Source organism: Stenotrophomonas sp. YJH_SMC_94-11 (genome assembly GCF_059370435.1).
Genome location: NZ_JCAFTR010000007.1, coordinates 104,847 through 126,308, shown reverse-complemented (window position 1 = coordinate 126,308; position 21,462 = coordinate 104,847). Strand labels below are relative to the sequence as shown.

Below are 21,462 nucleotides of genomic sequence, written 5' to 3'. Positions count from 1 at the left end.
GCAGGTGGGGGACGCGATGAACTGAATCGCCGATGGTAGCAGAGCGCCCCGACCGGCCATGGTGCAACGCGCCAGGGGAACCGGGTGGAACATGAATGCTTGGAGGGCAGGGCACGTTGCCTGTAAACTTCCCGGCTGCATGGCCCCGTAGCTCAGCTGGATAGAGCGTCCCCCTCCTAAGGGGAAGGTCGCCCGTTCGAATCGGGCCGGGGTCACCATGTGCGCGGCGCCACGTCCGCGCGCTGCCCGCGAGGCCACTCGGATATGCTGGCGCCTCACCTCGCGATCCGGCCGCCATGGACCACCGCCTGCAGCCCGTGCAACCCCACGACTACGCGCTCATCGCCGGGTGGCTGGATTCGGCCGCAGGCACGCTGCGCTGGGCTGGACCGGGCGTGCCCTATCCACTGCGACCCGAGCAGTTCGAGCAGGTATTGCAGCTGCGCGAACGCCCAGGATGGCTGCTGCTGGCAGAAAACGGCATGCGCGTGGGTTTCGGCCAGGCCTGGCGCACACAGCCGGGTACGATGCATCTGGGCCGTCTGCTGGTTGCCCCGCAGGCGCGGGGCCGCGGTCTCGGGCGTGGGTTGGTGCAGGCGCTGATCGAGCAGGCGTTCCAGTCTGATGCCGTTGAACGGCTGACCTTGCGGGTCTATCGGGACAATGCCGCCGCAGTTGCGTTGTACCGGTCCTTCGGCTTCGAGCCGGTGAACACTGCATCCACGCCGGCGCTGCTGTTCATGCAGCGGGCCCGGCGCTGAGCATGGTCACGCAGGCCGGTACGCCTTCAGTCCTGCCTGAGCAGTTCAACCAGCTGGCGCAGGCGATAGGGCTTGGGCAGGAACTCCACCTGCTCCGGAAGCGGCGGCAGCTGCGAACGCGCATAGCCGGAGGACAGGATCATGCGTGCATGCGGCTGCTCACGCGCGACGTGCTCGCTGAGTTCGATGCCGGACATGCCGTTGGGCATGCTGACATCGCTGAACACCACGTCGAAGCGTGCGTCGCCCTTCAGCAACGCAGCGGCTTCATGCCCGTCGGCCGTGGTGGACACCTCGATGCCGAAATCGCGCAGGGCCATGCCGATCATCTCGCGCAGATCGTTCTGGTCCTCCACCATCAGTACGCGGATCGGGTCATCGGTCATGGGTAAATTCCTCGGTTGCGGGTAGCAGCAGGCTGACCGTGGTGCCGACACCGGGCGTGGTGGACACGTCGACGAAGCCGCCGCTCTGGGTAGTGAATCCGAACACCTGGCTCAGGCCCAGGCCGCTGCCCTTGCCGATGTCCTTGGTGGTGAAGAAGGGCTCGCTGGCCCGCTCGGCGATGTCGGCGGCCATGCCGTGGCCTTCGTCGCAGACGCTGAGGGTGACATAGCCGCGTTGCAGCGTGGTGTCCGCATCCGGGTCGAGGCGATGTTCCAACGCGGTGCCGATCAGGATGCGGCCGCCATCGGCGGTGGCCTCCACGGCATTGGCCACCAGGTTCGCCAGGGCGGTCTGGAGCTGCATCGCATCGGTGCTCACCAGCGGCAGGCCCGGGGTGAGATGGGCTTCCAGTACCACCGTGAGCGGGCAGGCGCGTTGCAGGTCCGGCAGCCACTGCCGTACCAGCGCATTGATGTCCACCGATTCCCGGATCAGGGTCTGGCCGGTGCTGAAGGCCAGCAGCTGGCGGGTCAGCAGCGCGCCGCGGTCGGTGGCTGCCTGCGCGGCATCCAGCAGCTCGGCTGCGCGTGCATCGTCACTGCTGACACGCAGCGACAGCAGGTCAAGGGCGTTGCCGATGGTGGTCAGCAGGTTGTTGAACTCATGTGAGAGGCCGCGACTGAGCCGGCCGACCGTCTCGAACTGCTGCGTATTGCGCAGCGCACGCTGGGCATCGCGCAGCAGCCGCTGCGCCTGCCACTGCTCGGTGATGTCACGGGTGATCTTGACGAAGCCGAGCAGTTCGCCGGCTTCCACGACCGGTTCGATGACCACGCTGGCGCGGAACAACGAGCCATCGCGGCGAACGCGCCAGCCCTCACTGGCGGCATGACCCTGCTGCGCTGCGACGCGAAGCAGGCGCTGCGGTTCACCGGCCTCGCGGTCGGCGGCCAGGTAGAAGCGGCTGAAGTGCGTTCCCACCACTTCATCGGCTGAATAGCCTTTGATACGTTCGGCGCCCGGGTTCCAGCTGCACACGATGCCTTCAGGATCAAGCAGGTACAGCGCATGGTCGCGCACGCTGTCGATCAGCAGTCGCAGTTGTCGGGAAGGGTCCGTCAGCACGGACGTCGTAGAAGCGGCTGCGTCCACGTGTAAATAAGTGTTACCCCTGTGAGGGACGTGAAGCTAGGCATTCAAGTGTGAAGGATGCGTGCACACCTGACACGTGCCATTTGTCCTGTGCGGCTGAATGCGACACGGAGTACCATCTTCCACCCTTTGCCCTCTGGAACCGACCTGCATGCGTCCTGGTGCGACTACGCGTGACCGCTGGATCTGGATGACGTCCGCCGTGCTGCTGGCCGCGACCATCGCGTTGGAACTGGTCGTCCCGCTCGGCTACGCGGTATGGCTGGCCTACTTCCTCGCGGTCGGCGTGACGGTGTTCCAGCGCAGTGCACGCGCGCCGTTCGTGGTCGCGGTGATCGCCTGTGTCCTGCTGGTGATCGGCTTCAACGTTGCGCCAGCCAGCAACAATTCGTCGTTCTCGCTTGTCAACCGTACCGTCGGTGGCTGCGCCTTCCTGATGATCGCACTGATCGTCTCGCGCGCGATCCAGGCCCGGCGCCAGGCGATGCGCGCGCTCTGGCTGCAGGAGGCCGAGAACGCGGTGGCGATGAGCCTGCGCGGTGACCTCGGGCCGGAGCAGATCGCCGAGGCGGCAGCAGTAAGCCTGGCCGGGCAGCTGGATGCAGAGGTCGGTGCGGTCTATCGCCTGGACGGCGGCCGGCTGCAGCTGACCGGTGGCGTGGCGCTGCCCTCTGGGACGCCGGCCTCGCTGGCCCTGCACGAAGGACTGGCCGGGCAGGTTGCCCGGGACGAACGCATCCGCCACCTGCACGGCGAAGATGCTGCCGTGCTCGAACTGCAGACCAGCCTGGGCCGGCTGCCGGTGCGCGAGCGCATCCTGGCGCCGATCAGCAGCGATGGTGCGGTGGTCGGTGTCATCGAGCTGGGCCGCGCGCGGGCGGGTGAACAGCGTGACCTGGATCGCGAGCTGCTGGAGCGCTGCGCCGACACCATCGGCATGGCACTGCGCGCATCGCTGCTGCGTGCGCAGCTGGTGGTTCTGCTGGAAGAGTCGCAGCGCCAGGGCGAGGAGCTGCAGGCCCAGCAGGAAGAGCTGCGCGTGGCCAACGAGGAACTGGAAGAGCAGAGCCGCAGCCTGTTGCAGTCGCAGAGCCACCTGGAAGAACAGCAGGCTGAGCTGGAACAGAGCAACGTGCAGCTGGAAGAGCGCACCCACGAGCTGGAGGCGCAGAAGCAGGCACTGCTGGTTGCGCAGAGCCAGCTGGTGCGCAACAGCAACGAGCTGGCGGCGACCTCGCGTTACAAGTCCGAGTTCCTGGCCAACATGTCGCATGAGCTGCGCACGCCGCTGAACAGCTCGCTGATCCTGGCCAAGCTGCTGGCCGACAACAAGGACGGCACGCTGACCGAGGAACAGGTGAAGTACGCGCGAGCGATCCTGTCGTCCAACAACGACCTGCTGGCGCTGATCAACGACATCCTCGACCTGTCGCGCATCGAGGCCGGCCATGTCGAACTGTCCGATGAAGTGGTGGTGGTCGAGAGCGCGCTGCAGCGCCTGCGCGAGACCTTCGAGCCGATGGCGCGGCAGAAGGGCCTGGCCCTGCAGATCGAAGCCGACGCCCTGGCACCGACCCAGATGGTGGTTGACAGCCAGCGGCTGCAGCAGATCCTGAAGAACCTGCTGGCCAACGCGGTGAAGTTCACCGAGCATGGCAAGGTCAGCCTGCACGTGCGTGCCGGCGGCAACGGCCGCATCCGGTTCGAGGTCTGTGACACCGGCATCGGCATTGCCCGCGAGCAGCTGGATGTCATCTTCGAAGCGTTCCGCCAGGCCGATGGCAGCACCCGCCGTCGCTACGGCGGTACCGGCCTGGGCCTGTCGATCTCGCGCGATCTGGCCGAGCGCATGGGCGGCGGCATCCAGGTTGACAGTGAGCCCGGGCGCGGCAGCTGCTTCATCCTGGAGCTGCCGTTGCAGGGTGCGCCTGCGGCGAGCGCAGCCGACGCTGCCGAGGTCCCCGTGGCAGCGCCGCCGACGGCGCCGGCCGTGCTGCCGGCCGTGCTGCCGGCCGCGCCCGTACGCGCTGCGACCGCGGCAGCGCCGGTTACTGCGATGGCCGGCGTAGCCGACGACCGCGGTCGCCGCCAGCGCGCCGGGCGCCTGATCCTGGCGGTCGAGGACGATGCCACGTTCGCCGAAGCACTGGTGGCGCTGGCCCATGAACTGGACTTCGACTGCGTGGTAGCGGGCACGGCGGAAGAGGCGCTGGCCCTGGCCAGTGAACTGCGCCCGAACGGCATCCTGCTCGATATCGGCCTGCCGGACGTGTCGGGCCTGAGCGTGCTGGAACGCCTGAAGCGCAACCCGGACACCCGCCACATCCCGGTGCATGTGGTCTCGGCCACGGACCGCAGCCAGGTGGCGCGCGAGCTGGGCGCGATCGGTTTCGCGATCAAGCCGACCACGCGCGAGCGGCTGGTGACGGCGATCGAACAGCTGGAACAGACCAGCCAGCGCGACATGCGGCGGCTGCTGATCGTGGAAGACGACAACGAGCTGCGCCACAACCTGGAACTGTTGCTGGGCCGCGACCAGCTGCAGATCGTCGCTGTAGGCACCCTGGCCAGCGCACTGGAACAGCTCAGTACGGTCACGTTCGACTGCATGGTGATGGACCTGTCGCTGCCCGACGGCAGCGGCTACGACCTGCTCGAGCACATGGCCGGCAACGACGATGTCGGTTTCCCGCCGGTGATCGTCTATACCGGCCGCGCGCTCAGTCGCGAGGAAGAGCAGCGACTGCGCCGCTATTCCAAGAGCATCATCATCAAGGGCGCGCGTTCGCCCGAGCGCCTGCTGGACGAGGTGACCCTGTTCCTGCACAGCGTGGAGGCCAGCCTGCCCAGCGACCAGCAGCGCCTGCTGCGCGAGGCCCGCCGTCGCGACACCGTGCTCGACGGTCGGACGGTGCTGCTGGCCGAGGACGACGTGCGCAACATCTTCGCACTGTCCAGCGTGCTCGAACCCCTCGGCGTCACGCTGGAGATCGCGCGCAATGGCCAGGAAGCGGTGGATCGGCTGGCCGAGCGCGAGGTCGACCTGGTGCTGATGGACATCATGATGCCGGAGAAGGATGGCCTTGCTGCGATGCGCGAAATCCGCGCGCAGCGCCACCTGCAGGACCTGCCGATCATCGCGCTGACCGCCAAGGCCATGCCGGACGACCGTGAGCGCTGCCTGCAGGCCGGCGCCAACGACTACATCGCCAAACCCATCGACGTCGACAAGCTGGTCTCGCTGTGCCGGGTCTGGTGCTCGCGGCAATGAACGAGCAGGCCCTGTTCGACCTGGAGCTGAAGGTGCTGCTGGAAGCGCTTTACCAGCGCTACCACTACGATTTCCGCAGTTATGCGGTATCGTCGCTGCGGCGGCGGATCCGCCAGGCCATGCAGCGCTACGAGTGCGAGCGGCTGGCCGACCTGCAGCACCGCCTGCTGCACGAGCCGGACCTGTTCGCGCAGGCGATGCAGTTCTTCACCGTGCAGGTCTCGGAGATGTTCCGTGACCCGGCCTATTTCCGGGAGCTGCGCGAGCAGGTGGTGCCGGTGCTGCGCACCTATCCCTCGGTGAAGCTGTGGGTGGCCGGTTGCAGTACCGGCGAGGAAGTGTGGTCGCTGGCGATCCTGTTGCACGAGGAAGGCCTGCTGGAGCGCAGCATCGTCTACGCCACCGACATCAATCCGGCAGCCCTGGCCACCGCCGAGGCCGGCGCCTATGGCATCGACCGGATGGCCCAGTTCAGCCGGAACTACCTGGCGGCCGGTGGCAGCGCCTCGCTGTCCGACTACTACGCCACGGCCTACGATGGCGCGGTGTTCGATCGCCAGCTGCGCCGCAACGTGGTGTTCGCCGACCACAGCCTGGCCACCGACACCGTGTTCTCCGAGGTGCATCTGGTGTCGTGCCGCAATGTTCTGATCTATTTCAACCGCGATCTGCAGGACCGCGCGGTGGGCCTGTTCCGTGAAGCGCTGGTGCATCGCGGCTTCCTTGGTCTGGGCAGCAAGGAGTCGCTGCAGTTCGGGCGCCACCACGGCGCGTTCGAGACCTGCTCGCGGGAGCATCGCCTGTACCGGAAGGTTGCCTGATGGCACTGCCGACACGACCGGCCGTGCTGGTGATCGGGGCCTCGGCGGGTGGGGTTGCGGCGCTGCAGGCGGTGCTCGGCGCGCTGCCCGCGGCTCTACCGGCGCCGGTGCTGGCCGTGCTGCACCTTCCGCGCGACCGCAGCAGCCGCATCGCCGAAGTGCTGGCGCCGTACTGCGCGCTGCCGGTGCGCGAGGCCGAAGACAAGCAGCCGCTGCAGCCAGGCACGGTGACCTTTGCGCCACCGGACTATCACCTGCTGGTGGAAGACGCCGGTTCGCTGGCGTTGTCGGTGGACGCGCCGGTGCTGTTTTCGCGCCCGGCCATCGATCCATTGTTCGAGTCGGCTGCGGCCGTGTTCGGCGCGCAGGTGCTGGCCCTGCTGCTGACCGGTGCCAGCAGCGATGGTAGTGAAGGGGTGGCCGCGGTGCGCGCCGCCGGTGGCCGCGCCTGGCTGCAATGTCCCGAGGAGGCCGAGGCATCGATGATGCCGGCCTCCGCCCTGCAGCACGCCGGCGCCGATGCCGTGCTGCCCCTCGAACTGATGTGCCGTCGCCTGAAGGAGTTGTTTGCATGAACCTGCTGCCACCGGACCCTGCGCAGTCGCAGACCCCGGTCAACCTGCTGATCGTCGATGACGTGCCGCAGAACCTGGTGGCCATGCAGGCGCTGCTGCAGCGCGAAGGCGTGAACCTGCTGCTGGCGGGCTCGGGCGCGCAGGCGCTGGAACTGCTGCTCGAGCATGAGGTGGCGCTGGCCCTGCTGGACGTGCACATGCCGGAGATCGATGGCTTCACCCTGGCCGAGCTGATGCGCGGATCACACCGCAGCCGGGATGTGCCGATCATCTTCCTGACCGCTTCGCCGGACGACCCGCTGCGCGCGTTCAAGGGCTACGAAACCGGCGCGGTCGACTTCCTGCACAAGCCGGTGGCGCCGCAGGTGATCCTGAGCAAGGTCAATGTCTTCATCGAGCTGTACCAGCAGCGGCAGCTGCTGAAGGCGCGCAACGAGGCGCTGGAGCGCTCGCTCAAGCTCAACGAGACGATGGCGGCGGTGCTCACCCATGATCTGCGCACGCCGCTGTCGGCGATCCTGCTGTGTGCCGACAAGCTGGCGCTGGAGCTTCCTGCGGGCAATGACGGCGCGCAGCAGACCCTGAAGCACCTGGAAGCCAGCACGCTGCGCATGGCGCGCATGGTTGAGCAGCTGCTGGACTTTTCGCGGATCCGCAGCGGCGGGCTGCGCCTGCAGGCCAGCGCCTGTGATCTTGCCGAGGTCACGCGTGCGGTGGTGGCCGAAGCGGGCAGCGCCCACGGCCACGCACGGGTGCATCTGGATATGCTGGGCGATACCCGCCTGCAGGGTGATCTGGATCGGCTGGGACAGGTTGCCGCCAACCTGATCGGCAATGCGCTCACCCATGGCAGTGAGGCGAGGGTGGAGGTGGACGGCCGTGATCCGCGCAGCGTGCTGCTGCGGGTGAGCAACGCGGGACGGATCGACGACGCGCTGCTGCCGCGCCTGTTCGAGCCGTTCAAGGCCAGCTTCCATCCCAGCAATGGCCTGGGGTTGGGCCTGTATATCGTCGATCAGTTCGTGCGCGCACACGGCGGGCACATCGCAGCGCGCAATGAAGCCGGTCAGGTGGTGTTCGAAGCCCGGTTGCCGAGGCGCACAGAGGGGCTGCCGGCGGCCGCTACCTGAATTCTTCAGGGAACACCTGCGGGCACTGAGACGGACTCGTCCGCAGCTGCTACCGTGGGTGTACATCTTGTCAAGGAAGCGCCATGCCACTGCGTGCCATCGCCTACGTCAGCCAGGCGCTGCCGGATCTTTCCGCTGAACGGCTGCGGGCGCTAGTCGACGATGCAGCCCGTTTCAACAAGATGGCGGGCGTGACCGGTGTGCTGCTGCATGACGGCGGGCGATTCCTGCAGTACATCGAAGGGCCGCCGGATGGTATCGATTCGGTGTACGAACGGATCCTGCAGGCCGGTAGCCATATCGACATCATCGAACTGGCGCGTGGCCGCCTTGGCCAGCGCCAGTTTCCGTACTGGTCGATGCGCGCGTTGCCGGTGGAGGAAGCGCTGCTGCGGCAACTGTCTTCCAGCGACTGGTCAGGTTTCACCCGCGCGTTGCATGGTGACCTGTCGGCGCCGACCCCGGTGGATCTGCTCGATCAGGTCGTGCAACCGGTGCTGCACGCAGGTTGAACCTGCGTGGAAGGTTCAGCGCGCGGCACTTCCGCAGTACGCCGCGTGCAACGCCTGCAATACGCCCAGCGCCGGCCCTTCCACTACCCGGTAGTGGATCGACTGCGCTTCGCGCCGGGTCGAGACGATGCCAAGTCCGCGCAGCACCGCCAGATGCTGGGACAGCGCTGATGCGCTGAGCCCGGTCAGTGCCTGCAGTTCCGGTACTGGCGCCTCGCCTTCGACCAGCCGGCACAGCACGCGCAGCCGTGCAGGATTGGCCAGGCTTTTGAGCAGCGCCGCGGCCTGGGCGGCATGCTCGGCCATCGCGGCACTGTCGAGCTCGATTCGGGCCATGGTTGACCTTTTGCTTTAGAGGACGCTAATTTAGAAAAAGCTAATTCAAAAGGCAAGCGAATGAACGGGACAACTGGAGGCAGGTCATGACCGTGCCGTGGGCCGCCGTCGCGGGGGGCGCGTTGATCGGTGCGGCGGCGGTGGTCTTGCTGGCAACCACGGGCCGGGTAGCCGGCATCAGCGGCATCTCCGCTGGCAGCGTGCGCGCAACGCCCGGCGATCGAGGCTGGCGCTGGGCATTCCTGCTCGGCCTGCTTGCCGCTGCAGGGGGTGTGCTGTGCTGGCAGGCCGTGCCAGATCAAGCGCCCCGCGACCTGTTGCGTGACGCCTTGCCGGCGTGGCAGCTGGTTGGCGCCGGCCTGCTGGTCGGATTCGGTACGCGGTTGGGCAACGGTTGCACCAGTGGTCATGGAGTGTGCGGCATGGCCCGCGGCTCAATGCGGTCGCTGCTGGCGGTGCTGGTATTCATGGCCTGCGCAATGCTGACTACATTCCTGATCCGTCATGGCGGGGGCTTCGCATGAACCGCGTGATGGCCGCCGCCGGCGCGGCAGGGGCGCTGTTCGGCGCGGGCCTGGCGCTGGCCGGCATGACCGATCCGCGCCGCATCCTCGGTTTCCTCGACATCGCCGGCGATTTCGATCCCACCTTGGCCTGGGTGCTGGCCTCGGCACTGCTGGTCAGCGCGGTCGGCCAGCGCTGGGTGCTGCGGCGCCCGCGGCCGTCATGCGCAACGCGCTTCCAACTGCCCGCTGCGCGCGGTGTCGATGTACGCCTGGTGCTGGGCGCGGCATTGTTCGGAATGGGTTGGGGTTGGGCAGGCTATTGCCCGGGCCCTGCCATCGCCGGGCTGGCGGTGGGATCGCGCGAAGCGCTTTGGTTCGTGCCGGCCATGCTCGCAGGTTTCTGGCTGCACGATCGGCTGGTTCGCCGGGGCTTCACCGCTGTGTCACCCTGAATCGGGTCATATCCACGGATCACGGGGAAAGGAGCGCAACGACATGGCACGGATGAAGTGGAAGGAAAGGGCACTGCTGGCGGTCGCGCTGGCCGCCGCAGTGGCACCCGCGCTGGCCTGCACGCGCGCGGTCTACCTGGGCGACAACGGTGATGTGATCACCGCGCGCTCGATGGACTGGAAGGTCGATGTGGCGACCAACCTCTACGTGCTGCCACGCGGCATCGCGCGCACTGGCCAGGCCGGGCCGAAGTCGCTGGCCTGGACGGCGCGCTACGGCTCGGTGGTGGCCACCGGTTATGACGTATCGACCACCGATGGCATGAACGAGAAGGGCCTGGTGGCCAACCTGCTGTGGCTGGTCGAATCGGAGTATCCGAAGCAGCGCGGCAACAAGCCGGGCCTGGCCATCTCACTATGGGCGCAGTATGTGCTGGACAACTTCGCCACCGTCGACGAGGCGGTCGCGGCGCTGCAGCGCGAGCCGTACTCGATCGTCACCGACAAGGTGCCGGGCGAAGACCGCCAGGCCACGCTGCACCTGTCGCTGTCAGATGCCAGTGGCGACAGTGCCATCGTCGAATACATCGGCGGTCGCCAGGTGATCCACCATGACCGGCGCTACCAGGTGATGACCAATTCACCGATCTTCGAGCAGCAGCTGGCACTCAACAGCTACTGGCAGCAGATCGGCGGCACGGTGATGCTGCCGGGTACCAACCGCTCAGCCGACCGTTTCGCGCGCGCCTCGTTCTACATCAACGCCATTCCCAAGTCCGAAGACCCGGTGGTGGCGCTGGCCAGCGTGTTCAGCGTGATCCGCAATACGTCGGTGCCCTACGGCATTACCACGCCGGGCGAGCCGAACATCTCCTCCACGCGCTGGCGTACCGTGGCCGACCACAAGCGGCGCTTGTACTTCTTCGAATCGGCATTGACCCCGAACACGTTCTGGGTCGACCTCAACAAGGTGGATTTCGGCGGCAAGGTGCTCAAGCTCGATCTCGGTCCGGACCAGCGCAATACCTTTTCCGGCGACGCGCTGGGCCACTTCGTGCCCAGCGCACCGTTCGCGTTCCTTGGCGTCGACGGTTAGTTCGACGCCTGGCTGGAAGCCGGATAGACCGCCTGGATCGTGCAGCCGCCGCGGGTGTACTGCGGCAGCGGCGCCAGCGCGTCGTTGCGCAGGTCACCATTCTCGAATCCGGCGGTGAGGATGCGATCGCCCGGATTGCCACAGATCAGGCCGTTCTGCATGCCGGAGTGGAAGCTCAGCTGTGGCGCACGGTCGAGCTGGCGGCAGTGGCTGCCAAGCTCCACGCGATAGTAGCGGTGACCCCCATTGCGATGCGGATTGGTCTCCACCAGCATGCCCTGCGGGTCGGACGACCACGCGCGCACGTTGCGCGTGGCAAAGCAGTACGACGGCGAACCACCGAAACTGCGGCGGATGTCCCTGCGCTCGCGGATGGTCAGGGCGGGCAGGGTGGCCATGCGCAGGCGGTCGCTGTCGCGGGCCACGCTGGCGTAGTCGCGATCCTGCACGGGGGTCACCGCGCTGATCGCGCAGTTGCGGCCATCGACCACCACACGCTCGCTGGGGCGACCGCAGGCCCAGCCGGCGGGTGCTTCAAGTTTCAGCGTGGTGGCACCGCGGACGCCGGGGCACTCTTCGCTGAAGTCGATCCGATATGCCTGGCCCGAGGCGGCTCGCAGAGCGATTGAACGCGATGAAGCCTGCTCCACTTCCTGGACGCCGACCGCGTCCATGCAGTGCGGGGCCGGTGGCGTACGTTCCTGCGCGGAGGCCGAGGCGGTGAGCGCCAGGCCGAGGCTGGTGGCAAGCACCAGGGACAGCTGCTGATGGGTCATGACCTGCACTCCCTGCGTTGGATGACGGATCGACTATAGCAGCGGTTTGCACGGCCGTTGTTACACGCGCACACTGCCCGGATGGGCGCCATCTTCCATCTGCGGCACTACGGGCAGGCCACCGGCCTGGACCGCCATGACTACGCGCAGTGGGTGCTGCCGCTGCAGGGGGAACTGCAGTTCGAGATGGAAGGGCGCGGCGGCCGGCTGGACCTGCTGCAGGGGGCATTTGTCGCCGCCGGCGAAGCACATGACCAGATGGCGGACGGCCCCAATGGTTTCGTGATCGTTGATTGTCCTCCAGGCGTGCTGGATGACGGCACGCAGGAGCATCTGTGCCGCCAGCGCTGGCTGCATCTGCCGCTGGCGTTGCGGCAGCGCCTGGCCGCCGTGCAGGCAGGGCAGCCGATGCCGGCGTTGCTGCCGCAGTTGCTGCAGGTATTTGCACCGGCGGGCAGTGGCGCGCGCATGCAGGGCCTGTGCGCGGCGGTGCAGGCCGATCCCGGCCGGGCCTGGCCGGTTGCCCGGATGGCCGGAGTTGTTGGTGTCAGCGAGAGCCGGTTGCACACATTGTTCCAGCGCGAGTTCGGGCTGAGCCCGCAGGCCTGGCTCAGCGCGTGCCGCTTGCGTTGGGCCAAGCATCAGCTGCGCACCACTGCCGCGCCGATCAGCGATATCGCACTGGCCGCAGGCTATTCCGAACAGAGCGCACTGACCCGTGCGCTGCGCCGCGAATGTGGCCAGACCCCCGCTGCGTGGCGCAGGGGTGCCGGCTGATCTGTAGAGCCGAGCCCACGCTCGGCTGCCCTTATCTGCACAACGGTGAATCGCAGCCGAGCATGGGCTCGGCTCTACAGAGGTGACAAGGCAGCAGCCTGGGTCAAGAGCGCCCAGCGGCCAGCGCTTACACTGCGCGGCCCGTTCCATCCGCTCGGACAATCCGAATGCGCAATAACCCGATGGCCGTGGGCATCGCCAATGGCGTGGCCGCTGGCGCACTGTGGGGCGTGGTCTTTCTCGCGCCTGCCGTGCTTCAGTCGTTCAATGCGTTGCAACTGTCCGCCGGCCGCTACCTGGTCTATGGCCTGATGGCAGTCGCCCTGCTGCTGCCGCGATGGAAGCGGCTGGCACCGCGGCTGGGCCGTGCCGAATGGTTCGGCCTGCTGTGGCTGAGCCTGGCAGGCAACCTGGTGTATTTCCTGCTGCTGGCGACCGCCGTGCAGTGGGCCGGTGGCGCTGCGGCATCGCTGATCGTTGGCCTGATTCCGGTGGTGGTCACCCTCGTTGGCGTGCGCGAGCAGGGCGCTGTACCACTGAAACAGCTGCTGCCGGCACTGGGGCTGTGCGTGCTGGGGGTCGCCCTGGTGGGTTGGGAAGCGCTGATGTCCGAGCACCTGGCCATCCCGTGGCGGCAGCGCCTGATCGGGCTGCTGTGCGCGTTCGGTGCGCTGTTCTCGTGGGCGCTGTATTCGATCGGCAACAGCCGCTGGCTGGCGCGCAGGCCGGACCTGTCCAGCCATGACTGGTCGCTGCTGACCGGCGTCACCACCGGCGGCCTGGCCCTGCTGCTGGTGCCGATGGCCTTCATCGGGCACACCGGCAGCCATACGGCGGCGCAATGGAGCGGGTTCTGGGCGATCAGCGCCGGCGTGGCAGTGGTGGCCTCGATCCTCGGCAACGCATTCTGGAACCGTGCCAGCCGCCTGCTGCCACTGACCCTGACTGGCCAGATGATCGTGTTCGAGACCCTGTTCGCGCTGCTGTACGCCTTTGCATGGCAGCAGCGCTGGCCCTCGCTGCTGGAAGCGCTGGCAATCGTGTTCCTGGTGGCTGGCGTGATGCTGTGCGCGCATGCGCATCGCACACCACGGGCGATCGCCGAACATGCCGGCTGAATGCAGTCGTAAGCGTGCTGATGTCGGCTTTGTCTCAGTTGCAACCAAATGTCGGCACGTTGGCCGATGATCGCTGCATCGGTTTTTTGCATCGCAGCACTTGACAGCGGCAGGGCGCACGGTGTTTTCTGTGCGCCATGGTGCTTGATGCCGCCCACGCCAGCCTGATCGCCCCCGCCATTGCGGGCCGTTCGACTGCGCCGGTCGCGACCATCACCACCATTACCACCACCACCGTCACCACTGCCCTGGTGCGGCCCGTCGTCTTCGTGTAACTCCCGAAAACCACGGCCCCGCACCCTTCAGGTGGCGGGGAAACTCGACACCTGCATGCGACGGGGCCTCCTACCGAGGTCTGCATGTCTTCCCACGCTCCCGCTCATTCCGTTGCCCCGGCCGACCTGGCTGCCCCGTTCACCGTCGTGCACAAGTTCGGCGGCACCTCGGTGGCCGATGCCGAACGCTATCGCCATGTGGGCGGCCTGCTGCTGGCCCGTCCCGAATCGCTGCAGGTCACTGTCGTCTCGGCGATGAAGGGCGTCACCGACGCGCTGATCGAACTGGCCCAGCTGGCGGCCAAGGGCGATCAAGGCTGGCGTGAGGCCTGGCATGTCCTGCGCGCACGCCATCGCGGCGCTGCCGTGGCGCTGCTGGGCGAGCAGGTGGGCGAGACGGTCGAATGGATCGACGCCCGCTTCGATCAGTTGGCCGAAGTGCTGGCCGCGCTGGCGGTGATCGGCGAGCTGCCGCGCGAGGTGCTGGACCGTGTGCAGGGCTTGGGCGAAGTGTTTTCCGCACAGCTGCTCGGCACGCATCTGCGCGCGCTGGGCGAAGACTGCGCGGTGCTCGACGCGCGCGATGTGCTGGTGGTCGGGCATGGCGAACTCGGCGTGGATGTCGACTGGGAAGCCAGTGCCGACCGCCTGGCCAAGTGGCGCCTGCAGCATCCGCAGTCGCGCCTGGTTGCCACCGGATTCGTCGCACGCGATCGCGATGACCGCATCACCACCCTCGGCCGCAACGGCAGCGACTATTCCGGTGCGATCTTTGCCGCGCTGTTCAACGCTGACGAGCTGCACATCTGGACCGATGTCGATGGCGTGCTGTCGGCGGACCCGCGGCTGGTGCCCGAGGCGGTGCAGCTGGAAGCGCTGAGCTACGACGAGGCCTGCGAACTGGCGTACTTCGGCGCCAAGGTGGTGCACCCGCAGACTATGTCGCCGGCGATCCGCCTCGGCCTGCCGATCTTCATCCGCAATACGTTCCAGCCGGCGCATCCGGGTACGCGGATCAGCGCCGAGCGCTCGCCGCGCGGGCCGGTGAAGGGCCTGACCCTGAGCCCCGGGCTGGCCCTGCTGAACCTGGAGGGCACCGGCCTGATCGGCGTGCCGGGTACCGCCGAGCGCGTGTTTGCCGCGCTGCGCCAGGCGCAGGTGTCGGTGGTGATGATCTCGCAGGGTTCCTCGGAACATTCAATCTGCTGCGTGGTGCGTGCTGCCGAAGCCGGCCGTGGCCGTGATGCACTGCTGCACGCATTTGCGCACGAGTTGTCAGCGGGACAGGTGCAGCGCGTACAGGTCAGTGAGGGCGTCAGCGTACTGGCCGCGGTCGGTGACGGCATGGCCGGGCAGCCAGGTGTGGCGGCGCGCCTGTTCGAGGCACTGGGGCGTGCGCAGGTGAACATCCTGGCGATTGCGCAGGGCTCGTCCGAGCGCAACATCTCGGTCGCAGTGGATAGCGCCGATGCCACCCGTGCGCTGCGCGCGGCGCATGCTGGCTTCTGGCTGTCGCCGCAGACCTTCGCGGTCGGTGTGATCGGGCCCGGCAACGTTGGCGCCGCACTGCTGGACCAGTTGCTGGCCGCGCGCCCGCAGCTGCTGGCCAAGGCCAATGTGGATCTTCGCCTGCGTGCGCTGGCCTCGCGTTCGCGCATGCGCCTGGAAGTGGACGGCCTGCACGCGGACTGGCGCGAGGCCCTGCGGGACGCGGGTGAATCCAGCGATCTTGATCGTTTCACCGAGCACCTGCTGGCTGCGCACCTGCCGCATGCGGTGGTGATCGACTGCAGTGGCAGTGCCGAGGTGGCCGAGCGCTACGAGGGCTGGCTGGCGGCGGGCATCCATGTGGTCACCCCGAACAAACAGGCGGGTGCCGGGCCGCTGCCACGCTACCAGCGCATCCGCGCCGCCGCAGCGGCCAGTGGTGCGCGCTTCCGCTACGAGGCCACGGTGGGCGCGGGCCTGCCGGTGATCACCACGCTGCGCGATCTGGTCGATACCGGTGACGAGGTGCTGGCCATCGAGGGCATCTTCTCCGGCACGCTGGCCTGGCTGTTCAACCGCTTCGATGGCAGCCAGCCGTTCTCGCAGCTGGTCGCGCAGGCGCGGTCGATGGGCTATACCGAGCCGGACCCGCGCGATGATCTGTCCGGTGTGGACGTGGCACGCAAGCTGGTGATCCTTGCACGCGAGGCCGGTCGCGCGCTCAGCCTGGAACAGGTACAGGTGGAAAGCCTGGTGCCGGCACTGCTGCGCGACGGCAGCGTGGATGACTTCATGGCGCGGCTGGGCGAGTCCGACGCCAGCCTGCTGCAGCGCCTGCAGGATGCGCGGGCGCGTGGCGCGGTGCTGCGCTACGTGGCACGGCTGGGCACCGACGGCGCCTCGGTGGGCCTGCAGGAACTGCCGGCCGACCATGCCTTCGCCAACCTGCGGCTGACCGACAACGTGGTGCAGTTCCGTACCCGCCGCTACTGCGACAACCCGCTGGTGGTGCAGGGGCCGGGCGCTGGACCGGAAGTGACGGCGGCGGGCGTGTTCGCCGACCTGCTGCGGGTAGCCGCTGGCGAGGGGGCACGCCTGTGATCGCACGTGCATTTGCGCCCGCCACGGTGGCCAATGTGGCGGTGGGCTTCGATATTCTGGGGCATGCCATCGCAGGCGTTGGCGATACGGTGAGCGTGCGGTGTATCGATGAGCCGGTGGTGCGCATCGAGGCGATCCGTGGCAGTGCGGTCGAACTGCCGCTGGAGGCGGCCGGAAACACCGCAGGTGCGGCGTTGATGTCGCTGCGCGCAGGGCTGGGCCTGGACTTCGGCTTCGCGGTGGAGATCGACAAGGGCATTCCATTCGGCTCCGGCATGGGCGGCTCGGCAGCGTCGTGCGTCGCTGCGCTGGTTGCTGCCAACGCATTGCTGGATGCACCACTCGCGCGCGAGGCGCTGTACCCGTTTGCGCTGGATGGCGAGGCCGTGGCCAGTGGGGGCCGCCATGGTGACAACGTGGGGCCGCTGCTGCTCGGCGGGCTGGCGTTGTGCACGGCCGACCGCCTGCTGCCGATCCCTGTGCCAGCCAGTTGGCACAGCCTGCTGGTGCACCCGCACGCGGTGCTGGAAACCCGTCTGGCACGCCAGGCGCTGCAAGGCAGCTATGCGCTGGGTGAATTCGTGGCGCAGAGTGCGAATCTTGCGCTGGTGCTCAGCGGCTGCCATCGCAGCGACGCGGCGCTGGTCCGCGCTGGCCTGCGCGACGTGCTGGTGGAGCCGCGACGGGCGGGACTGATCGGCGGCTTCGAGGCGGCTCGTGATGCGGCGTTGTCAGCCCGTGCAATGGGCGCAGGCATCTCCGGTGCCGGCCCCAGCGTGTTCGCCTGGTTCGAAGATGCCGACCAGGCCCACGCTGCCGCGGCGCCGGTGCAGGCGGCATTCGCTGCTGCCGGCTTCGACAGCGATGCCTGGGTGTCGCCGCTGGATGCGCCCGGAGCCCGGCTGTGCTGAATCCTTCTCCCTCTTTGGATACTGAACCCATGCAATTCGTTTCGACCCGCGGCCGGTCCCCGGCCGTTGGCCTCAGTGCGGCCATCGCTGCAGGCTTGGCGCCCGATGGTGGCCTGTACGTGCCCCAGGTACTGCCGGCGCCACGTGAGCTGGAAGCCGGTGCGACCCTGGCCGATACCGCTGCAGACCTGCTGGCACCGTTCTTCGCCGGAGATGCGCTGGAGGCCGGATTACCGTCGATCTGCCGCGAGGCGTTCGACTTCCCGGTGCCGCTGCGTGCGCTCGGCGACGGTGACCACGTGCTGGAACTGTTCCATGGGCCGACGGCGGCGTTCAAGGACATTGGTGCGCGTTTCCTGGCCGGTACGCTGTCGCAGCTGCAGGCCGGCAAGGACCGTGACCTGACCATCGTCGTCGCCACCTCCGGCGATACCGGCGCGGCCGTTGCCGCGGCCTTCCATCGCCAGCCAGGCGTACGCGTGGTGGTGCTGTATCCGGATGGTCGCGTCTCACCGCGCCAGGCGCACCAGCTCGGCTGCTTTGGTGACAACATCCTGGCGCTGCGCGTGGCCGGTGCCTTCGATGACTGCCAGGCCATGGTCAAGCAGGCGCTGGCCGACCGCGAACTGCAGGCACAGGTGCCGCTGAGCTCGGCCAACAGCATCAGCCTCGGTCGCCTGCTGCCGCAGATGAGTTACTACGCACATACGGCACTGAACCACTACGCGTTGCATCGTCGCCGGCTCAACCTGGTGGTGCCGACCGGCAACCTTGGCAACGCGATGGCCGCGGTGCTGGCGCGCGCACTGGGAGTGCCGATCGGGCAGATCGTGCTGGCCACCAATGCCAATGCCGTGCTGCCCGCGTACTTCAGTGGCGGCGACTACCAGCCGCAGGCCAGTGTGGCCACCGTGGCCAACGCAATGGACGTGGGTGCGCCAAGCAACTTCGAACGCCTGCGCTGGCTTTACCGCGGAGATGATGCGGAGCTGCGCGCTGCACTGCGTGCGTTCGCGGTGGATGATGTGACCATCCGCGCGACGATTGCGGCGGCCCATGCCAGCAGTGGCGAGCTGTTCTGCCCGCATACGGCTACGGCGGTGAAGGTGTTGCAGGACCTGCGCGCACGGGGTGCCAAGGGCGACTGGGCGGTGGTGGCCACCGCACATCCGGCCAAGTTCGAGGCCGTTGTCGAGCCGTTGATCGGCGAACCTTTGGCCGTGCCGCCGGCATTGGATGCGTTGTTGCAACGGGCGGCGCACGCCGAACCGTTGGCCGCCGATTACTCGGCGTTGCGCGAGGTGTTGCTGCGCTGACCGAGAATGCCTGGTTGCCGGCCAGCGGCCGGCACTACCCGTGCTGCATTACGCTGGTAGTGCCGGCCGCTGGCCGGCAACCCCATGAACCGTGATGCGGTCAGATCAACCCTTCACCGGCCAGTGTGCGCAGCCCGTCCTCGTCGAGGATCTCCACTACGTTCAGGTGGGGCAGGGCAATCAGCCCTTGCTGGCGCAGCTTGGTGAAGGTGCGGCTGACCGTTTCCATGGTCAGGCCCAGATGGTCGGCGATGTCGCCTCGGCCCATCGGCAGCGACACGCGCAGGCCGTCGCCGCCCAGCTTGGCCTCGCGCGCGGCCAGGCGCAGCAGGAAATCGGCCAGCTTCTCGGCCGGCTGCAGGCGTGCCAGCGCCAGTGCAGCGTCCTGCGCGGCATCCAGTTCCTGGCAGGCACGCTGCAGCAGCTTGCGCTCCAGGTGCGGGAAGCGGCTGCGGAGCGCCTTCATCTGTGGCAGCGCGACGCGGCAGACACGGCTGTCGGCGATGGCTTCGATGTCGTAGCGGTGATGGTCGCTGCCGCTCAGGCCCAGGTAGTCGCCGGGCAGCACGAAGCCGTTGATCTGGCGGCGGCCGTCGGCCAGGGTGCGTACCAGGCGCAGTGCGCCGGCAGTCAATGTATAGACATGGTCGCGTTCTTCACCCGTGCGGGCCAGCGTGCTGCCCATGCTGACCTGCTGCGAAACGGTGACCTGTTCCAGCGCCTGCACTTCATCGGGCGACAGCGCCGAGCACACCGCAAGGTGGCGAACCGAGCAGTGCAGGCAGTCCAGCGTGGTGCAGGACGGCGAGGCGGGATCGTTGGTGGCGGGCGGAGCGCCGGAAGGCCGTGACATGTTGCGGGGGCGTATCGCGGGCGGGGGAGGGCCTTATGATACTTCAAGCGGCCGTTCGACCCTGCCCGAGGCGGGGGCGCTAGAATGTCGCCCCCTCCCACGTCCCGTTCCAGCAGGAGTTCCGCCCGTGATCAAGCCCCGTACCCCGCCCGGCACCCTTGAGCTGCTGCCGCGCGAGCAGATTGCGTTCCAGCGCATGCTGGACGTCATCCGCCGCAACTACGAGCGCTTCGGGTTCCTGCCGGTGGAGACGCCGGTGTTCGAGCTGTCCGACGTGCTGCTGACCAAGTCCGGCGGCGAGACCGAGCGCCAGGTGTACTTCGTGCAGTCCACCGGTGCGCTGGCCAATGCCGCCGAGTCGGGTGACCGTTCGCTGCCGGAAATGGCGCTGCGCTTCGACCTGACCGTGCCGCTGGCGCGTTACGTGGCCGAGCACGAACACGAACTCACTTTCCCGTTCCGCCGTTACCAGATGCAGCGCGTGTACCGTGGCGAGCGTGCCCAGCGCGGCCGTTTCCGCGAGTTCTACCAGTGCGACATCGACGTGATCGGCAAGGACAGCCTGAGCGTACGCTACGACGCCGAAGTGCTGGCGGTCATCCACGCCGTGTTCTCGGAACTGCGCATCGGTGACTTCAGCATCCAGCTGAACAACCGCAAGCTCATGCGCGGCTTCTTCGAGAGCCTGGGCGTGGCCGAAGGCGAGCGCCAGCTGGCGGTGCTGCGCGAAGTGGACAAGCTGGACAAGCGCGGCGCCGATTACGTGCGCGAGACGCTGGTGGGCGAGGGCTTCAACATCCCGGGCGAGCAGGTCGAGAAGATCCTGGCATTCGTGGCCGTGCGTTCGCAGGGTCATGCCGATGCGCTGGCGCAGCTGGCAACGCTTGAAGCCGACGCCGGTTCTTCGGAGATCCTGCGTACCGGCGTGGCCGAACTGCGCGAAGTGCTGCAGCTGGTGCAGGCGCTGGGCGTGCCGGAAACCGCGTACTGCCTGAACTTCTCCATTGCGCGCGGCCTGGACTACTACACCGGCACCGTCTACGAGACCACGCTGACCGACCACCCGCAGATCGGCTCGATCTGCTCGGGCGGCCGCTACGAGGACCTGGCCAGCCACTACAGCAAGTCCAAGTTGCCGGGCGTGGGCATCTCCATCGGCCTGTCGCGCCTGTTCTGGCAGCTGCGCGAGGCCGGCCTGATCGATGGCATCGAGGCCAGCAGCGTGCAGGCGCTGGTGGCGCTGATGGACGAGCAGGGCATGCCGCAGTCGCTGGACATCGCGCGCCGCCTGCGCGCGGGTGGCATCAATACCGAAGTGCAGATGGAGCCGAAGAAGATCGGCAAGCAGTTCCAGTACGCGGCCAAGGCGGGCATCCGCTTCGTGGTGCTGGCCGGTGAAGACGAGCTGGCGCGCGGCGTGGTGGCGGTGAAGGACCTGCTGCGCGAACAGCAGTTCGAAGTGTCGCGCGATGAGCTGGCGAGCACCCTGCAGGTGGAGCTGGAGCAGTCGAAGGTGATGTAACTGCCGGTTGGCCGCACGCCGACACGCCACGAAACGCCCACCACCCGGTGGGCGTTTTCATTTCCGGGCCGCGTTCCGGGGTCAGAGCCGTTTTCCTTCAGAAAGCGGATCCGACCCCTTGCTGTTCCAACAGCTCGCAGGAAACTGTCGACGGCGGGGTGGGTCCGGTGGCAGGGGTGTGAGCGGCATGGATGCCGCGGCCAAGCCCCCATGGATGGATTTACGGCGTCCCCTGCCACCGGACCCTCCCCGCCAACGCTCAGGAAATCAGCATTTGCTTTTGCTCTGGCTCTTGGCGGGTGCAGGGCAGCAGCCTTGCCGCCCCC

Annotated in this window: 20 protein-coding genes, 1 tRNA gene and 1 pseudogene; 17 read left to right on the top strand and 5 right to left on the bottom strand. The window is 67.6% G+C overall.

Going from position 1 to position 21,462, the window contains the following annotated elements; translation table 11 throughout:
* Positions 1-141: 141 nt before the first annotated feature.
* Positions 142-218, top strand: a tRNA-Arg gene (locus AC5P74_RS13590).
* Between the two features lie 78 nt (positions 219-296).
* Positions 297-761 carry a GNAT family N-acetyltransferase gene (locus AC5P74_RS13585; RefSeq protein WP_188241335.1) on the top strand — a complete coding sequence of 155 codons (465 nt, stop codon included), beginning with the start codon at positions 297-299 and terminating at the stop codon, positions 759-761.
* Between the two features lie 26 nt (positions 762-787).
* Here AC5P74_RS13585 and AC5P74_RS13580 read toward each other — a convergent pair whose 3' ends face one another.
* The gene (locus AC5P74_RS13580) at positions 788-1,147 is read right to left on the bottom strand and encodes a response regulator (protein WP_069139920.1); all 360 of its coding nucleotides are present in this window, start codon (positions 1,145-1,147) and stop codon (positions 788-790) included.
* Positions 1,137-2,300, bottom strand: a complete 1,164-nt coding sequence (locus tag AC5P74_RS13575; RefSeq protein WP_428986915.1) for a two-component system sensor histidine kinase NtrB — start codon at positions 2,298-2,300, stop codon at positions 1,137-1,139. Before AC5P74_RS13575 ends, AC5P74_RS13580 begins: the two co-directional genes overlap by 11 nt.
* A 151-nt stretch (positions 2,301-2,451) precedes the next feature.
* Between AC5P74_RS13575 and AC5P74_RS13570 the strand changes: the two genes are divergently transcribed.
* From AC5P74_RS13570 to AC5P74_RS13550, 5 genes are all read left to right on the top strand, one after another.
* Positions 2,452-5,571: a response regulator gene (locus AC5P74_RS13570; RefSeq protein WP_206620090.1), complete on the top strand. Its 3,120-nt coding sequence runs from the start codon at positions 2,452-2,454 to the stop codon at positions 5,569-5,571.
* A complete protein-coding gene (locus tag AC5P74_RS13565; protein WP_053499919.1) occupies positions 5,568-6,392 on the top strand; it encodes a CheR family methyltransferase in 825 nt (274 codons plus the stop codon). The genes AC5P74_RS13570 and AC5P74_RS13565 overlap by 4 nt, the downstream gene beginning before the upstream one ends.
* Positions 6,392-6,967, top strand: a complete 576-nt coding sequence (locus AC5P74_RS13560; protein WP_049413816.1) for a chemotaxis protein CheB — start codon at positions 6,392-6,394, stop codon at positions 6,965-6,967. The genes AC5P74_RS13565 and AC5P74_RS13560 overlap by 1 nt, the downstream gene beginning before the upstream one ends.
* Entirely contained in the window at positions 6,964-8,097 is a 1,134-nt protein-coding gene (locus AC5P74_RS13555) for a hybrid sensor histidine kinase/response regulator (protein ID WP_095377692.1), read from the top strand. Before AC5P74_RS13560 ends, AC5P74_RS13555 begins: the two co-directional genes overlap by 4 nt.
* Before the next feature lie 83 nt (positions 8,098-8,180).
* Positions 8,181-8,609 (top strand): BLUF domain-containing protein, encoded by a 429-nt coding sequence (locus tag AC5P74_RS13550; RefSeq protein WP_005416313.1) that lies wholly within the window; start codon positions 8,181-8,183, stop codon positions 8,607-8,609.
* 15 nt (positions 8,610-8,624) lie between these two features.
* Here AC5P74_RS13550 and AC5P74_RS13545 read toward each other — a convergent pair whose 3' ends face one another.
* Entirely contained in the window at positions 8,625-8,945 is a 321-nt protein-coding gene (locus AC5P74_RS13545) for an ArsR/SmtB family transcription factor (protein ID WP_346607498.1), read from the bottom strand.
* An 83-nt stretch (positions 8,946-9,028) separates the two neighbouring features.
* On the opposite strand from AC5P74_RS13545, the pseudogene AC5P74_RS13540 reads away from it, so the two are divergent.
* From AC5P74_RS13540 to AC5P74_RS13530, 3 genes and pseudogenes are all read left to right on the top strand, one after another.
* Positions 9,029-9,469 (top strand): annotated as a pseudogene (locus tag AC5P74_RS13540) (YeeE/YedE family protein); the annotation flags it as partial.
* Complete coding sequence (locus AC5P74_RS13535) at positions 9,466-9,903, top strand: DUF6691 family protein (RefSeq protein WP_346607497.1); 438 nt, start codon at positions 9,466-9,468, stop codon at positions 9,901-9,903. The pseudogene AC5P74_RS13540 and the gene AC5P74_RS13535, both read left to right, overlap by 4 nt.
* 43 nt (positions 9,904-9,946) lie before the next feature.
* The gene (locus AC5P74_RS13530; RefSeq protein WP_053499905.1) at positions 9,947-10,999 is read left to right on the top strand and encodes a linear amide C-N hydrolase; all 1,053 of its coding nucleotides are present in this window, start codon (positions 9,947-9,949) and stop codon (positions 10,997-10,999) included.
* On the opposite strand, the gene AC5P74_RS13525 is transcribed toward AC5P74_RS13530, so the two are convergent.
* Entirely contained in the window at positions 10,996-11,775 is a 780-nt protein-coding gene (locus AC5P74_RS13525) for a DUF6491 family protein (protein ID WP_171956861.1), read from the bottom strand. The genes AC5P74_RS13530 and AC5P74_RS13525 overlap by 4 nt on opposite strands.
* A gap of 81 nt (positions 11,776-11,856) precedes the next feature.
* Between AC5P74_RS13525 and AC5P74_RS13520 the strand changes: the two genes are divergently transcribed.
* The 6 genes from AC5P74_RS13520 (at position 11,857) to thrC (ending at position 18,761) form a co-directional block, all read left to right on the top strand.
* Positions 11,857-12,552, top strand: coding sequence for a helix-turn-helix transcriptional regulator (locus AC5P74_RS13520; protein WP_053499903.1), 696 nt, complete (start codon positions 11,857-11,859; stop codon positions 12,550-12,552).
* 167 nt (positions 12,553-12,719) lie between these two features.
* Positions 12,720-13,670 carry a DMT family transporter gene (locus AC5P74_RS13515; protein ID WP_495204973.1) on the top strand — a complete coding sequence of 317 codons (951 nt, stop codon included), beginning with the start codon at positions 12,720-12,722 and terminating at the stop codon, positions 13,668-13,670.
* Positions 13,671-13,807: 137 nt separating this feature from the next.
* The gene (locus AC5P74_RS13510) at positions 13,808-13,945 is read left to right on the top strand and encodes a hypothetical protein (RefSeq protein WP_162911581.1); all 138 of its coding nucleotides are present in this window, start codon (positions 13,808-13,810) and stop codon (positions 13,943-13,945) included.
* Positions 13,946-14,029: 84 nt separating this feature from the next.
* Complete coding sequence (gene thrA / locus AC5P74_RS13505) at positions 14,030-16,534, top strand: bifunctional aspartate kinase/homoserine dehydrogenase I (RefSeq protein ID WP_495204972.1); 2,505 nt, start codon at positions 14,030-14,032, stop codon at positions 16,532-16,534.
* Complete coding sequence (locus AC5P74_RS13500) at positions 16,531-17,445, top strand: homoserine kinase (RefSeq protein ID WP_053499897.1); 915 nt, start codon at positions 16,531-16,533, stop codon at positions 17,443-17,445. Before thrA ends, AC5P74_RS13500 begins: the two co-directional genes overlap by 4 nt.
* 29 nt (positions 17,446-17,474) lie before the next feature.
* Positions 17,475-18,761 (top strand): threonine synthase, encoded by a 1,287-nt coding sequence (thrC, locus tag AC5P74_RS13495; RefSeq protein WP_495204971.1) that lies wholly within the window; start codon positions 17,475-17,477, stop codon positions 18,759-18,761.
* A 100-nt stretch (positions 18,762-18,861) separates the two neighbouring features.
* Here the strand turns inward: thrC and AC5P74_RS13490 are convergent, their stop codons facing one another.
* Complete coding sequence (locus AC5P74_RS13490; RefSeq protein ID WP_010482595.1) at positions 18,862-19,614, bottom strand: Crp/Fnr family transcriptional regulator; 753 nt, start codon at positions 19,612-19,614, stop codon at positions 18,862-18,864.
* A gap of 127 nt (positions 19,615-19,741) precedes the next feature.
* On the opposite strand from AC5P74_RS13490, the gene hisS reads away from it, so the two are divergent.
* Positions 19,742-21,136 carry a histidine--tRNA ligase gene (gene hisS, locus AC5P74_RS13485; protein ID WP_065177574.1) on the top strand — a complete coding sequence of 465 codons (1,395 nt, stop codon included), beginning with the start codon at positions 19,742-19,744 and terminating at the stop codon, positions 21,134-21,136.
* Positions 21,137-21,462: the final 326 nt, after the last annotated feature.

Coding starts and splice junctions, on each gene's coding strand:
- AC5P74_RS13515 (WP_495204973.1), top strand. CDS start 12,720: ATGCGCAATAACCCGATGGCCGTGGGCATCGCCAATGGCGTGGCCGCT.
- AC5P74_RS13580 (WP_069139920.1), bottom strand. CDS start 1,147: ATGACCGATGACCCGATCCGCGTACTGATGGTGGAGGACCAGAACGAT.
- thrA (WP_495204972.1), top strand. CDS start 14,030: ATGTCTTCCCACGCTCCCGCTCATTCCGTTGCCCCGGCCGACCTGGCT.
- AC5P74_RS13530 (WP_053499905.1), top strand. CDS start 9,947: ATGGCACGGATGAAGTGGAAGGAAAGGGCACTGCTGGCGGTCGCGCTG.
- AC5P74_RS13555 (WP_095377692.1), top strand. CDS start 6,964: ATGAACCTGCTGCCACCGGACCCTGCGCAGTCGCAGACCCCGGTCAAC.
- AC5P74_RS13585 (WP_188241335.1), top strand. CDS start 297: ATGGACCACCGCCTGCAGCCCGTGCAACCCCACGACTACGCGCTCATC.
- AC5P74_RS13510 (WP_162911581.1), top strand. CDS start 13,808: ATGGTGCTTGATGCCGCCCACGCCAGCCTGATCGCCCCCGCCATTGCG.
- AC5P74_RS13525 (WP_171956861.1), bottom strand. CDS start 11,775: ATGACCCATCAGCAGCTGTCCCTGGTGCTTGCCACCAGCCTCGGCCTG.
- AC5P74_RS13545 (WP_346607498.1), bottom strand. CDS start 8,945: ATGGCCCGAATCGAGCTCGACAGTGCCGCGATGGCCGAGCATGCCGCC.
- thrC (WP_495204971.1), top strand. CDS start 17,475: ATGCAATTCGTTTCGACCCGCGGCCGGTCCCCGGCCGTTGGCCTCAGT.
- AC5P74_RS13550 (WP_005416313.1), top strand. CDS start 8,181: ATGCCACTGCGTGCCATCGCCTACGTCAGCCAGGCGCTGCCGGATCTT.
- AC5P74_RS13490 (WP_010482595.1), bottom strand. CDS start 19,614: ATGTCACGGCCTTCCGGCGCTCCGCCCGCCACCAACGATCCCGCCTCG.
- AC5P74_RS13570 (WP_206620090.1), top strand. CDS start 2,452: ATGCGTCCTGGTGCGACTACGCGTGACCGCTGGATCTGGATGACGTCC.
- AC5P74_RS13565 (WP_053499919.1), top strand. CDS start 5,568: ATGAACGAGCAGGCCCTGTTCGACCTGGAGCTGAAGGTGCTGCTGGAA.
- AC5P74_RS13560 (WP_049413816.1), top strand. CDS start 6,392: ATGGCACTGCCGACACGACCGGCCGTGCTGGTGATCGGGGCCTCGGCG.
- AC5P74_RS13520 (WP_053499903.1), top strand. CDS start 11,857: ATGGGCGCCATCTTCCATCTGCGGCACTACGGGCAGGCCACCGGCCTG.
- AC5P74_RS13535 (WP_346607497.1), top strand. CDS start 9,466: ATGAACCGCGTGATGGCCGCCGCCGGCGCGGCAGGGGCGCTGTTCGGC.